The sequence below is a fragment of the Sorangium sp. So ce302 genome, assembly GCF_051530145.1.
GTDB lineage: Bacteria > Myxococcota_A > Polyangia > Polyangiales > Polyangiaceae > Sorangium > Sorangium cellulosum_B.
Genome location: NZ_CP150326.1, coordinates 8903892 through 8917348, shown reverse-complemented (window position 1 = coordinate 8917348; position 13457 = coordinate 8903892). Strand labels below are relative to the sequence as shown.

The following is a 13457-nucleotide window of genomic DNA, read 5'->3' as shown; positions in this document are numbered from 1 at the left end:
ACATCGGGGGCCGAGCAGATGCGTTCGAAGGAAGGCCGGCGCGTGGCGACGTCGGTCGTCGCTGTCGCGATCTTCATGTGCGGCGCGAGCATGCTGACGGGGTGCCCGTACTCCGACCCTTGCTGGGAGGTGGAGGCGTGCGAGCCCGATCCGGTGCCTCCGCCCGGTCCGTGCGAGGGAGCGCCTGGCACGGCGCCGGCGCTGGACGAATGCGGGGTGTTCGTCAGCCCGTTGTCGGGTGACGACAGGAGCCCTGGCACGAAGGACGCGCCGGTGAAGACTTTGCAACACGCGATCGGGCTCGCCGCGCACGGGCGAGGCCACGGCGAGGAAGCGACCCGGCGCGTGTACGCGTGCGGCGGGGAGTTCGTGGAGACGATCACGCTGCCGTCGGGGGTCGACCTCTGGGGCGGGCGCCTGTGTGACGGCGGGGATTGGTCGTATGACGGCTCATTCGACGGGCCGGATCATCCGACGATCATTGCTCCGCCGGGGGGGATCCCGCTGCGGATCCTCGGGGCGGAGGGTACAGCGCTCGCGGGGGACAGCGTGACGTCGGTGATCGCCGGCGTGCGCGTCGTGGCGGCGGACGCCTCGGCGCCCGATGGCAAGTCGTCGATCGCGGTGATTTTGAGCACGGGGGCCACGGCGATCGTGCAGGATAGCGTGATCGTCGCGGGCAACGGCAAGGACGGGGAGCCGGGAGAGGACGCGGACACCGAGCGGGCGACGGACGGCGTCGTCGGTAACAACGGCGCGAACGCATGTACCGCGGACGCTGCCGTGGGCGCCCTTCCGGTGGTCACCGCGTGCGACGACGGCATCGAGTCGACGGGCGGCTACGGCGGTGACGGCGGACTCGACGTGGGCGGCGATGGCGCACCGGGACAGCCGGCGCTCGCGGAGGATCCCGAGTTCGACAGCCACGCGGGGCTCGGCGCGGATCAAACGCGATGCGAGGACGGGGGCGATGGCGCAGACGGCGCCGACGGTGGTCGTGCGGATGGCGCCTTGGGTCCAGGCTTCCTCAGCGACGATGGATGGATCGGTGTCCGTGGTGAGGACGGGACGAAGGGCGGCGTCGGCTATGGCGGCGGCGGCGGTGGCGGCAGCAAGTCGCGCGGGGACATGTTTGCGTGTCCGACGAACCGCCCCCAAAGTGGCGCAGCCGGCGGCTCGGGAGGAAGCGGCGGCTGTGGCGGTCGGGGAGGTTATGGCGGTGGCCATGGCGGCGCGAGCATCGGTATCGTCGCGCTGGAGGGCACGGCCCTGACTGTCGCGAACACCGACGTGTTCGCTGGCAAAGGCGGCCAGGGCGGGGTCGGCGGAACGGGCCAACCGGGCGGCGCTGGTCGCCCGGGCGCTCACGGAGGCGTGGGGTTTGTTGATGCAATGTGGAGCGCATGCAAGGGCGGCAAAGGGGGCATGGGCGGTCGCGGAGGCGATGCCGGCGGCGGGCTCGGCGGCGCCTCCGTCGGCATCGCCTACGTGGTGCCCAACTTCGCCATTCGACCCGGGACCACCATTGTTCCTGGCCGCCCCGGTGACGGCGGCTTCGCGGGGAACGCCGGCACGGAGGACGAGGTGGGCAAAGGGGAACGCGGCCCACAAGGTCAACTGGTCGCCTTCCCTGCGGCAGGCGAGCCGATCCATTGAATCGCGCCGTGCGACACGCGGCCATCGAGGGATGCCCATGAACCTGAATTCCGCGATCCTTTTTGTCGTTGCGCTGCCGCTCGCCTCGGTCGGCTGCGGGACCGCACCGGGGGTGGACGACCCGAACGGTGCGCCGCCGTGCGACGGACCCTCGACGTGTGGAGGCGATCCGATCCCCGAGTCCGTCTGCCTGGAGCACCTTGCGAACGGCAAGGCGGTCGATGGCTGCGGCGTGTTCGTCCACAATCCGTTCTTCGGCGGCGACGACGCGAACCCCGGCACGAAGGACAGGCCGGTTCGTTCCATCCAGCGCGGCATCGAGCTTGCGCGCACCGGACGCGGTCGCGTGTTCGCCAACAACGATGGCTTCGACGAGTCCCTCACGCTGCCCTCCGGGGTGGATATCTACGGAGGCTTCGACACGTTCGAATGGGAACGCGTGAAGGAGATTCAAACCCTGTCGCAGAGCATGAGCAAGCTCATTCCCCCCTCGGTCGGGCAGATCGCGCTGATCGTCGAGCCGGCCCGCGCCGGCGACACGGGGGCAGCGGACGGGGTCTCGGTCATCGATCACATGTTCATCCGCAGCCAAATGCATATCGGGATGATCGTTCGGTCGGGCTCCGCGGTGGAGATCGTCGGAAGCTGGATCGAATCCGACTACGGGTTGGGGGGCCACGATGGGGACAAGTGGCCGGGCCGGGCAGCGGAAGGACCGGACGGGCAGTATGGGGGAGACGCGTGCTCCGCAGCGACGGTCCCGGGTGGGGCTCGGGCGGTGAACTCCTGCGAGGGAGGGATCCCGAGCGCCGGTGGCAAGGGGGGCGACGGGCTCGCCGACGGTGCCGGAGATGGGGAGGACGGCGAGCCCGTACCCGAGCCGAACCCACAGCACCAGGGGCTTGGAGGACGTGGCGACCGGGCAGACGGTGGCTGCAACAGCGGCGCCACCGGGAAAAGCGGCATGTGGGGCGCCGTCGGCGCAGCGGGAAAGGGGCGCGGGCGGATCGATGAGACCGGATGGCACGGCGACGGGGCCGGCGACGGCGCCCGGGGGATGCCGGGCCAAGGCGGCGGCGGGGGCGGCGGGCGTCGCGGTGGGCTCGCGGTGTGCGGCGTGGCCACCAAGGGCGGCGCCGGCGGCGGCTCCGGAGGCGCGGGCGGTTGCGGGGGGCGGGGCGGCCGAGGGGGCGGGAACGCCCAGCCGAGCATCGGGATCCTGGCGCTCCACGCGAAGGTGACGGTGCACGATAGCTTCATCGTCAGCGACGACGGGGGCCAAGGCGGCGACGGCGGGGAGCCGGAGGAAGGCGGCAAAGCCGGCCGAGGCGCTCCTGGAGGCGCCTTGGGGGACGGCATGTGGTCCTGCCAGGGGGGCAGCGGCGGCCCCGGAGGCGACGGCGGCTACGGCGGCCCCGGGCGCGGCGGCGACTCGATCGGCGTCGCCTACCTCGACGAGGACCAGCTCACGCTCGAGGGGGTCACCTTCGAGATCGGGCTGCCGGGCCCGGGCGGCACGAGCTGGGAATGGACTGGCGACGTGATCACGGGGGAGGACGGCATCGCCATCGACACGTTTCGGTTTCCTGAATAGCCGAAGTCACGTCATGGGAGATCAGCGCGGAGATCGGCGACCGAGTCCACGGGCCAACTCGCCAGGAAGCTGGAGGCCCAAGCGACCATGGCGGCCGGCGGCTCGCCTTCACCGTCCCACGAAGCGACCAACGCTTCGAGCTCGCGCTTGGCCGCCATGGCGCGGAGAGTCTTCGGTGATTCGTCGTGCGGACGCATGCGCGCAAGCTCCTCTAGCATTTTGTCCTTGTGCAGGAAGCCGTCTGTAGACGCCGACCAATAAAGCCCAAACGACTGTCGATATTGCTCCGGCAGCTTCTGAATCATCCTGGGCAAATCGAGCATTATTCCAATCTGGTAGTGCGCATGGAGCACGGTAAGCACCGTAATGAACCGATCTGTTAAGCTGCTCGGCTCAAGCGTCACAACCGCCCCCCTCTCGGGCGGCGACGGCTCCACCCACTGACTATCTATGGTGAAAAGGCAATCGTAGAGTGTCGCACCGCGCATCCCAACCACCACGTCCGGCACGAGAGTGGTACCCACCTCCGGTGGCATGGGCTCACTTCCGAAGGTCGACTCGATCTCATGGGCAATCCACGTCGCGTAAGGCCGTTCGTTGGGCGCCAGATCGAAGGTGCGCTCATGTTGTGTGACGGTCGCGCTATGTAGCCTCTCATCATCCGGATTCAGTACGAGATCGGGACCCAAAGCACTTCGTGAAATGGAGAAGTTAATGCCATGCGGAACCACGAAACCGACAGGCGGTCTAACAAGATCGATCGTGCGATAGCTGTAAACGACATAGTAGGGAGCCAGGAAGCTCACGTGAAACCAAAGCGTTCGACGGTCGGGCGCGTTCGGTAGATCGACTGTGAACGAATAACATGCATCACAGCCGCCGGCAGGGAGGTGGAGTGATCGGTTCATGAGTGGCAGGTCAGGAAATCGCTCTGAAATGCGACGCCGCATGGCATGCCAGCGTTCGTCCTTCGATGCTTGGATCCGCGCGGCCACGAGCCGGGCGTGTTCTTCCGTCTGTTCGCCGTGTGAATCGTCCTGCCAAAATTGGTGCGGGTCGGGGCCCTCGATCCCACGGGGGTAATACCGGTAGACGATCTCCAGCAGTTGGCCGATTGTATGCCTCATGATTTGTTAACCACCGCGCCAAGGTTCTTGTATTGCTTTCCGAATACCTCTTTTACGTTTGTGAAAAACTCTGAGCAGAATATGCCAGGTGGCAGCGCGAAACGCCCTGTGTGCTCCATCTCGTTTGCCACCGAGTTCGTCACTTCGGCGCTGTACATCGCTGCATTGTCAGCCGAGATGAACCCCCAAAGACTATTTCGTATAGGCATCCCAATGCGAAGAAAACACGCTGCTGCGCCAGACTCTAGGAAGATGACTAGTCCAGACTTTGCCTCCTGCCAACCACCTCCCTTGTCAGTTCCATCATCGGCGACGATTGTGACAAACTTGAAATCCGACGGCTTGAACCTTATAGACGCGCACCCCATGGTCGGAGCGCCGCTCTGCTGGCAGGGATCTGGCGGGCTCGTCGGGCTACCTGTCGGCCTCTCCGAGCTGTCGCTGTCGCTGTCGCTGTCGCTGTCGTTCGGTTTCTCCTCTTCGTCTTCGAGGTCCGACTCGTTGCACGCGATCTTGCGTTCGCCGCCACCCTGCGGGTCGGCCCCGAAGTCACCGGATGCAGAGGAGGTGAAGATGGGGCGGGGCTCCGAGCCTGGACCGGCCCCTGCCCCCGAAGTCCTTTCCTCGACAGGATAGCAGTCGCCGAATGTCCAGTTGCACGCCGCCAGCGCCCAAACCGCGATGACCAAGATCAACAATAGAACTCTTCTCGCGTTCATTTCTCACTCCATCGAAGCACAGGACCAGCAACGAACACGACGGACACGTAGCCCGGGAGCACCAGACTGCCCCGACCGACCCAATCCACATTGACGCTCACCGACACCCCCAGCGGTCCGGCGACGTACGCGTTGGTTTGCGCGTGGCCGCCTACGGCCAAGCCACCGACGCGGCCGCACAATGTGACGCCGCACGCCGGCATGAAGTAGAACGCGGCCGAGGGCCCTGCGCTGACGTTCCCGTCCTTCCACGCGTACCCGATGTCAACCGAGGTCTGGTTGTAGACCCCGAGCCCGTCCTCCTGGATCGGGGGCAGGATCGTGCACAGGTCGTGCACCGTGAACAGGATGTCTCGCTGGATGAGCCACGATATGCCCGCATGCGGCCCCACTGCGAGGCGTGGAATCGTACCGGCCTGGAGCCATCCGAGGCTCACACCGGCGCTCAACTCGGACGCCTCTCCTTGCGTCGGTACGACGACGAGCGGGGTGACGAGCAGGACCACCCATGGGATCCGCCGGCTTCCTGTGCCCATCGTCCCCTTCTCCCCTCTCCGCAACGGACGAGCAACGTGGCGACGGGGGCGGTTCTTCTGATAACAGGGATCCGGCGTCAAACGGAATCAAGACGAGAGGACCACAATGGACGCAGATCGTTCCGTCCAGAGCGTGTAGCACTCGCAGCTGCCTGCGCGGCTCGAGTGCTCGTCCACCTGCTGGCGCCGGCTGCCGGTGCAGGTCGCCGTGCGAGCGCGCTGGCTGCCGCGCGGCTTGGGCTGCACGACGTCGTCCGCGAGCGCAGCCCATCGCGTACCGACGTGAACAGGCAGAGGCGAGAGGGCGCCGACGGTGGCGCGCCTGGAACTCCACGACGGCGCCCAAGGGCCTGATGGTGGCAAGGTGGAAAGCCGCTCGGAGATCCATGAGCACCACTCCAGGCCGCGGCGCCGAGATCTCGCTCGCGGAGCTTGCCGGCGAGGGCCCCGAGCTCGGCCAGGTGGATCGCGAGGGCCCCGACTCGCCGGCGTCCAGCTCGACCCCGCGGCTGCTCGCCCGCCTGGCGCCGTCCCAAGCGAGCAACGCCCCCTACGGGGTGCAGGCGGCCTACCGCGTCAGCGACGGCGCCGGAAGCGGCGGACGAGCGCGGTGCAGATGCCGACGAGCACGAGCAGGACCACGCCGACCCACACCCAATCCCAGGGATCGGAGCTAAAGGAGACGGCCACCGCGCCGCACCCGGGAGAACACGCTCTTTTCATCAGGCACCCATCCTCTCATCAACCGCCGCCTTCGGTCCGCCGGAAGGTGCGGATCCCGCCGCGGTGTTCCTTGACGCCGCGGCCCCGCTATCTGCTCCGGCGCCATGTACGACGCCAGCGTGATCGCGTGCTCGCGGGCGTCGACCTCGACACCCGGGGCCGTTCTACAGGCCGTGGCGGCAGGTCCCGCGCTCGAGGAGCTCACCGGCGACGGCCTCGAGCTCGACCAGGTGGACAGTGGACGGCGACGGCCTCAAGCTCGCGCGGCGCTTCTACCTGGAGGAGACGATCCCCTGCTGAGGTTCGAGCCGCCCGCGCTCTCCCCGACTCGTGCCGCCACGGACGCGCCGCCGAGCCGCCTCGAGCTCCTCGCAGTCCGCGCGCCCAACTCGGCCATATGACGTCGCGTGCGAGCGCAGCCGGTCGCGCGGAGACGTGAACAGGCAGGCGCGAGAGGGCGCCGAGGGAGGCACGCTATTCTGCATCTCCCGGAACCTGACGGTCAGCCCGCCGTGTTACGCACGGGGGAAGGAGCCCGTCGGTCGATGCCGAAACGAACCCGTCTGGGCTATCCTGGACGGGATGACGGTCCAGGAGCTCCACGTCGCGGGATACCGCTCGATCCGCGAGCTGACCCTCCCCCTGGCGCAGGTCAATGTCATCGTCGGACCGAACGGCGTCGGCAAGACCAACCTCTATCGCACCATGGTGCTGCTCGGCGCCGCGGCGAGCGGGAGCTTTGCGCGCACGCTGGCCGAGGAGGGGGGGATGCCCTCGGTGCTCTGGGCCGGCTACCGCAGCAAAGGCCCGGTGCGGATGACGCTGCGGGTGCGGCTGGACCAGCTTGTCTATGAGCTTCAGTGCGGACTGACGCCGCCGCCTGGAGGGCCGTTCCAGCTGGACCCGGACATCAAGGAAGAGAACCTCTGGTTGCTCGACAAGCGCCGCCGCCTGCCGATGCTGGAGCGGGCCGCGGGCTCGGCCTTCGTGCGCGACGCGGACGGCCACCGCGTGACCTTTCCATTCTCGCTCTGGGGTTCGGAGTCGGTGCTGGCGCAGGTGGTGGAGCCGCACCGCTTTCCGTTGCTCTCGGTGGTGCGGCAACAGCTGATGAACTTCCGGTTCTATCACCACTTCCGCACCGACTCCGGCGCGCCGTTGCGGGTCGAGCAGGTCGGGGTGCGGACGCCTGTGCTCAGCACCGATGGCCACGATCTGGCCGCTGCGCTGGCGACGATCCTCGATATCGGCGACCGGGGCGCCTTGAAGGATGCCGTCTCCAGCGCGTTCCCTGGCGCGTCGCTCGAGGTCTCCTCGACGCAGGGTCGGTTCCGCGTCGAGCTCGGGTTGCCAGGGATGTCGCGGCCGCTCGACGCCCGCGAGTTCTCGGACGGCACGGCGCGCTATCTCTGCCTCCTGGCGGCGCTGCTGAGCCCGAGGCCACCGCTGCTGCTGGCGCTGAACGAGCCAGAGACGAGCCTGCATCCGGATCTGCTCGGGCCGCTCGGGGATCTCCTTGTGCACGCGGCATCCCGGAGTCAGCTGTGGATCACGACGCACTCCCGCCCGCTGGCAGAGCGGATCCGGAAGGCGACCCCCTGCCGGCTCATCGAGCTTGACAAGGATGGTGGAGAGACGGTGCTGGCGCACGGCGCGGCGTAGAATGAATGACGTCCGCCCCCGGGTGAGCCCTGCGAGCGGAGCCGGCGCGGGGGGAGGAGATCTCTTTTCCTCGTCAAGCGGAGGGCAGCGAAGTGGCCGAGCTCGACAGCCCAGGGCGGCGGCGGCGGAGGCGGTCGTCGGGGCGGGCTCGCCGTCTGCGATGCGGCGTCCAAGGGAGGCGCCAGCGGCGGCTCCGGGGGCGCTGGCGGCTGCGCTGGCCGAGGCGGCCGAGGGGGCCAGAACGGACACCCGACGATCGGCATCATCGCGCTTCACGCCAAGCTGACCGTGCGCGACACCTCGATCTGGACAGGCGAGGCCGGTCCGGGCGGCAATGCCGGCGCCCCCGAGAAAGGCGGCCGAGGCGGCCGAGGCGGGCCGGGAGGCGCCTTGGGCGACGGCACCCGAGCTTGTGCCGGCAGACCGTCGAGGTTGTCGTTGGCCGAGCCCTCGGGTGCTCCATCACCGCGCACACACCTCGGCGGCCGCGCGCATGCTCGACACCGCAGGCGCACGCGTCAGCGCGAGGACCTCGTCGACCGACCACTGATCGCCCGCGTGCTCGCCGTACTTGCTCGCGAGCACGCAGCCGTCGGGCGCGACGAGGAAGTCGGCCGGGAGCCCGAAGCGACCGCCGGTCGGGATCCGCGCGGGCGGCCGCTCGCGTCCGCGCAGGATCGCGATCGCGCTCCGCGCCACCGAGTGGACGATGGTGGGCCACACGCGCGGATCGAACACCGAGAGGAGCGACGGCTCGGCGCCGAGCTCCGCGTACAGCCGCTTCTCGGGATCGGGCACCACAGCGAAGGGGAGCCCGCCGGCGTGGAGCCGGAGCTCGTCGGCGCTCGAGTGGAACACGACCACCTCGCGGATCCCGGCCGCTGCGATCTCGTCGTGACGGACGGTGATCGAGCGGAGGTGGAGGTTGCACACCGGACAGCCCGCGAAGCGACGGAGCTGGAGGTGCACGATCCGCGTGGGATCGGGGATGCGGATCCGCTCGCCGTGGACGCCCACGAGCTCGCGCGCGCCGAGCACGGCCCCGGGCGCGAGCCTCGTGACACGGCGGCGCAGGTCGCTGATCAGGCCGAGGGCCGCGATCGCGGTGATCGCCGCGGGGACGATCTGCCCGACGCCGGTGATCTCGAAGAAGGCATCGCTGGGGAGCTCGTAGGTGGGCGGCGGGAACATCCGGAGGAGCAGGTCGCGAGGCGCGCCCGCGAAGACGAGGACGTTCTTCGCGAGGTGGTTGTATGCGCCCTCGAAGAGCCCGATCGACGTCACCGGGAACGCGAGGGCGAGCGCCGCGAGCGAGCCCCCGGAGATGCGGCCGGCGCGCGTGCCCGGGCTCCGCCGGTACCCCGCGTACGCGAGCGCGATGGGGACGCAGAGCGCGAGCGCGACGGCGGCGCCGTGGAGGCGCCACGGCGTCGCGTACCGAACGCCGCCGTAGACGTGGTGGATCGCGGTCGCGACGAGCGTCGTGATCGCTCCGATGGTGACCGCCCGGGCGCGCGGGCTGGGAGAGGTGGCGTCGACGTTCACGGTGCTCATGCAGAGCACCGTGGCTCGTGCGCGCGGCGCAAACCATCGCCGAAGGCGAACAACTTTCGTGCATGATACGCATCAATCGAGGTGCGACATGGACCGGCTCGCAGCGATCGAAGCGTTCGTCGAGGCCGCGGAGCTCGGGAGCTTCACGCGCGCCGCGCGCCGGCTGCGCGTCACGCCGTCCGCGCTCAGCCGCCGCATCACCCAGCTCGAGGGCGAGGTCGGCGTGCGGCTCTTCCACCGCACCACGCGCGCGGTGACGCTCTCCGACGAAGGGCGCGCGTTCTTCGAGCGCGCCCGCGCCGCGCTGCGCGAGCTCGACGACGCGCAGCGCGCCACCTCGGGTCTGCGCGATCGACCGGCCGGGCTCCTCCGCGTGGAGGCGCCGACGGTGATCGGCCGTCACGTGATCGTGCCGGTGCTCGCGCGCTTCGCCGAGCGCTACCCCGACGTCGACGTCGAGCTCGTGCTGCGCGACGACCCAGCCGATCTCGCGTCGGAGCGGATCGACGTCGCGGTCCGGATGGGCATGCTGCCGGACTCGGGTCTGATCGCGCGCCCGGTCGGCCGCTCTCGGATGCTCGTCTGCGGCGCGCCCGGCTACCTGCGCGAGCACGGCCGGCCTCGCACGGTCGACGACCTCGAGCGCCACGTGCGCCTCGGGTACGCGCTGCACGGCCGGCTCATCCCGTGGCGCCTCCGCGACGGCGTGAAGGTGCGCGAGATCGCGCCCACGCGGCGCATCGTCGTCGACGACGGCGAGGCGCTGATCGAGCTGGCGATCGAGGGCGCCGGCCTCGCGTGGCTCTGCGACTTCATGCTGGCGCGCGCGGGCAAGGCGCGGAAGCTCGTCGAAGTGCTCCCGGACACCGCGTGCGATGCGGTCGCGATCTCGGTCGTATCGCTCCCGACCCGCCACGTCCTGCCGAAGGTGCGCGCCTTCACCGATCACCTCCGCCGCGCCCTCGCGCCCGACGGCGCGGCGAAGCGGCGCTCCACGCGATGATCCGGCGACCAGGTGAGCGGTGAGCGCGGTTCGGCGACCTGGGTCGTCTGGGTAGCAACGCACACTGCATTCGGAGAGGGACGCTCCGCTTGCTACGGTAGGGGCATGCGCTCCTGGCTCCTCCTCCTTGCGTTGAGTGTTTCAGCGGCCTGCGGATCCTCGAATCTCAGCGGTGAAACGACAAGCGGCGCTGGCGCAGCGGGCGGCTCCGACGGCGCCGGCGCGGCGGGCGGCGCGGGCGCGGCGGGCGGTTCCAGCGGCGCGGGCATGACGCCCAGCTCCAGCGGCGCCGGCGGGTCGGGCGGCGCGGGCGCGGCGGGTGGTTCCGGCAGCGCGGGCGGCGCGTGGTCCTGCACGACGCCGGCCGCATGTCAGCCCCTCGTGTGCCCTACCGACAGCGAGGAGCTGCTCATGCTGGACGGCACGGCGTGTCCGGAGCACGTCGGCCTCGAGTGCCCCAAGGCGCCCGGCTGCACCTCCGTGCGCTGCACGTGCGCGCTGAATCCGGAGACGGGAACCGCCTTGTGGCAATGCCTCACGCTCCCCTGCTGAATGAGCAGCGATGCCCCATGGAGTCATCGGCGGCTCAAGGAGCACGCGAATCGTCGCAAGCGCGTCTATCAACTCCTCCTTGCGGAGGACTCCATCCGTCTCCACCACGCAGTAAAAAGCGCGCGCCGCCGAGGCAGGCGGCGGAGAGAGCCCGAGGCGGGCGGCGCAAGTCGAGTGTCTCCGGTGGCGACGTAGATCGAGACGCGGCCCGGGATCCTCGCACGCCTCCGAGTGCGCGAACGACGCGCGCCAGCGTATCCTCGTCGAACGTCGGTCGACCGCCACATCTACCCGATCGCCGGCCACGTCCCCGTCGCGGCCTTCACGCTTGATGACGCCGAGCGCGTCATGCGTGCACTCCCGCCGATGTCCCCCGCGTCACGCCGCCACATCGCGCAGCTTCTCCACCGGCTCATGGCGATGGCCGTCTTCCCGTGCCGTCTCCTCGCGACCAACCCGCTCCCCGCGGCTTCCTCCCGAAGCTCGGCCCCGCGAAGGCGAAGGCCTGTCTCTACCCCGACGGGGACGCGCGCCTGCTGGCGTGCTCCGCGATCCCGCTGTGCTGGCGCGTCCTCTGGGGCTTTCTGAACCGCGAGGGCCCGCGCATCAGCGAGGCAGCGCGCCTCCAGGTGCAGGACGTCGACCGCGACCGCGGCGCGCTGCGCCTCGAGAAGAACAAGACGAACGACCCGCGCGCTTGGGCACCGCAGGTCCGCGCCCACGACACGCGCTCAACCTTCATCACGGTCGCCCTGGCGAACGGCCGCAGCGAGACCTGGGTGGCCGACAGAACTGGCCATCGATCGAGCGTGATGATCCAGAGATACCGCCGAGCCGCCAGGACGTTTGCAGAGCTGGGCCTTGGCGAGCTAGCTTCCCTCGCCCAGGCGATCCCCGAGCTCGCCGGAAACGGCACAGGAAACCGCACAGAAGAGGGAGAACGCGGGTCCCAAAAAGTAAAAATCAAAGTAATATCAACGTCTTGGCCCCGTGGCGAAATGGCAGACGCGGTGGATTTAAAATCCGCGGCCCTCGCGGGCGTCCCGGTTCGAGTCCGGGCGGGGCTACCTCGTAAGTGCGGCGCGCCGAGCTGGCGGGCGATGATGCGATCTGGAGCCGCGGTACCCCCATCGACCGGGAGCCGCCTGCTCGATTGAGCTTCAACCCGCACCGGCACCCCGGAACCTCACACCCTCCGCAGTTGCCCGATGTTGCGCAGCGCGCTTCGTGGTGTGGGGAACCGGGCGGGAGCGTCGGGGCGACCTCGCGCCCAGCGGTGGCTCACCTGTGCTGCTGGCCGCCTCGAACGGGACCAGGTCGCGCACCGCGCCTCGTGGCGCCGACGTGCCCGGGACGCCCCATGCCCGTCACGGTCTGATGGGAGCTTGCGATGGTCCGGCGGGAGCCCGATGGGACGCGGCGCGCAGCCACCCTCGTGTCTTCTGGGCTCGACAAGCCGAGTGGATTCGAGTAATGGGAGCGCCACTCCATGGATCTGGACATCGACTGTTTGCGTGAGGCGAAGGTAGAGAACGTAGAACGTCTCGCGCACGCTCTGGGCGTCAAGCTGCCCGAGCACAAGCGCCACGACAGGCGCGCCTACAACCGTGAGCTCATCCGCGTGGTGATGCAGGGCATCCGGCGCGACGCCGAGCGGTCGCGTGGCCGCAGGTTCTTCGGTCGCAGCTGACGATTCCAGCCCCACAGTAGGCCACGGAAGGACGCTGGCCGACACTGTCCCTCTCCCTCTCCCGCTCCTGGCAAGACGGCAGTTCTCCGCACCGATCGGAGAATCGCGCTCCGGGGGTTTGATCCTTCTCGAAAGCGGCCCCCAGCGGCCTATCGCCCCCCACCTCCGGCGGTCACCGCCCCGCGGCCACCGCCTCCCCAGCCGCCTACCGCCCCTGCGGCTTGCTCCGCAGCGTCAGCCGGCTCCCGGTCACCCGGCTCCGTGCCGCCATCAGGAGCGGCGCCGCCGGTGTGAGCGGATCCACCAGGTCGTTCACCTGGAGCATCGCCCTGTCCGCCACCTTCCACGCCGCCGACAGACCCGACGCCCCTTGCTGGGGCGACCCGGCCAGATCCAGCGCCCGGCTCAGCTCCTTGCCCACCTGCGCGATGCGAGCGAGCTCCTCCCGCGACGACCCCCCCTCCTTCGCCGCCGCGTAGATCGTCCGCACCACCCCGAGCAGATCCCGCACGGCATCGAAGGGAAACGGCGGGACGCTGACCGGAATCGGCACTGAGCCAATGTACAGCAACTCGCCCCGCAATGGACCGATCGCATTCCCTTATCTCGCGTAAGATTTCCTCTAAATCGTCTCAGATGTA

Annotated in this window: 12 protein-coding genes and 1 tRNA gene; 7 read left to right on the top strand and 6 right to left on the bottom strand. The window is 69.3% G+C overall.

The genetic code is table 11. From position 1 onward, the window contains the following. Positions 1 to 18 precede the first annotated feature (18 nt). The gene (locus tag WME73_RS33770) at positions 19 to 1656 is read left to right on the top strand and encodes a hypothetical protein (protein WP_437917454.1); all 1638 of its coding nucleotides are present in this window, start codon (positions 19 to 21) and stop codon (positions 1654 to 1656) included. Between the two features lie 37 nt (positions 1657 to 1693). Further along, entirely contained in the window at positions 1694 to 3250 is a 1557-nt protein-coding gene (locus WME73_RS33765) for a hypothetical protein (RefSeq protein ID WP_437912193.1), read from the top strand. 11 nt (positions 3251 to 3261) lie between these two features. On the opposite strand, the gene WME73_RS33760 is transcribed toward WME73_RS33765, so the two are convergent. The 4 genes from WME73_RS33760 to WME73_RS33745 all read right to left on the bottom strand — a co-directional run bounded on the left by WME73_RS33760 (position 3262) and on the right by WME73_RS33745 (position 6355). Beyond that, a complete protein-coding gene (locus WME73_RS33760) occupies positions 3262 to 4377 on the bottom strand; it encodes a hypothetical protein (protein WP_437912192.1) in 1116 nt (371 codons plus the stop codon). Further along, the gene (locus tag WME73_RS33755; protein WP_437912191.1) at positions 4374 to 5096 is read right to left on the bottom strand and encodes a hypothetical protein; all 723 of its coding nucleotides are present in this window, start codon (positions 5094 to 5096) and stop codon (positions 4374 to 4376) included. The genes WME73_RS33760 and WME73_RS33755 overlap by 4 nt, the downstream gene beginning before the upstream one ends. Beyond that, positions 5093 to 5602 carry a hypothetical protein gene (locus WME73_RS33750; RefSeq protein ID WP_437912189.1) on the bottom strand — a complete coding sequence of 170 codons (510 nt, stop codon included), beginning with the start codon at positions 5600 to 5602 and terminating at the stop codon, positions 5093 to 5095. Before WME73_RS33750 ends, WME73_RS33755 begins: the two co-directional genes overlap by 4 nt. A gap of 606 nt (positions 5603 to 6208) precedes the next feature. Next, positions 6209 to 6355: a hypothetical protein gene (locus WME73_RS33745; RefSeq protein WP_437912188.1), complete on the bottom strand. Its 147-nt coding sequence runs from the start codon at positions 6353 to 6355 to the stop codon at positions 6209 to 6211. A 582-nt stretch (positions 6356 to 6937) separates the two neighbouring features. Here WME73_RS33745 and WME73_RS33740 point away from each other — a divergent pair. Beyond that, the gene (locus tag WME73_RS33740; RefSeq protein WP_437912186.1) at positions 6938 to 8017 is read left to right on the top strand and encodes an AAA family ATPase; all 1080 of its coding nucleotides are present in this window, start codon (positions 6938 to 6940) and stop codon (positions 8015 to 8017) included. 462 nt (positions 8018 to 8479) lie between these two features. On the opposite strand, the gene WME73_RS33735 is transcribed toward WME73_RS33740, so the two are convergent. Beyond that, a complete protein-coding gene (locus WME73_RS33735) occupies positions 8480 to 9571 on the bottom strand; it encodes a peroxiredoxin-like family protein (RefSeq protein ID WP_437912184.1) in 1092 nt (363 codons plus the stop codon). Positions 9572 to 9659: 88 nt separating this feature from the next. Here WME73_RS33735 and WME73_RS33730 point away from each other — a divergent pair, with 88 nt between their 5' ends. The 4 genes from WME73_RS33730 to WME73_RS33715 all read left to right on the top strand — a co-directional run bounded on the left by WME73_RS33730 (position 9660) and on the right by WME73_RS33715 (position 12816). Continuing rightward, entirely contained in the window at positions 9660 to 10574 is a 915-nt protein-coding gene (locus tag WME73_RS33730; protein ID WP_437912183.1) for a LysR substrate-binding domain-containing protein, read from the top strand. Between the two features lie 105 nt (positions 10575 to 10679). Further along, positions 10680 to 11126, top strand: a complete 447-nt coding sequence (locus WME73_RS33725; RefSeq protein WP_437740452.1) for a hypothetical protein — start codon at positions 10680 to 10682, stop codon at positions 11124 to 11126. 984 nt (positions 11127 to 12110) lie between these two features. Further along, positions 12111 to 12193: transfer RNA gene (locus WME73_RS33720), tRNA-Leu, on the top strand. A gap of 422 nt (positions 12194 to 12615) precedes the next feature. Next, positions 12616 to 12816: a hypothetical protein gene (locus WME73_RS33715; protein WP_272095040.1), complete on the top strand. Its 201-nt coding sequence runs from the start codon at positions 12616 to 12618 to the stop codon at positions 12814 to 12816. 205 nt (positions 12817 to 13021) lie between these two features. Here the strand turns inward: WME73_RS33715 and WME73_RS33710 are convergent, their stop codons facing one another. Continuing rightward, on the bottom strand, positions 13022 to 13369 hold the full coding sequence (locus WME73_RS33710; RefSeq protein WP_231864341.1) for a hypothetical protein: 348 nt from the start codon (positions 13367 to 13369) through the stop codon (positions 13022 to 13024). Between the last annotated feature and the right edge of the window lie 88 nt (positions 13370 to 13457).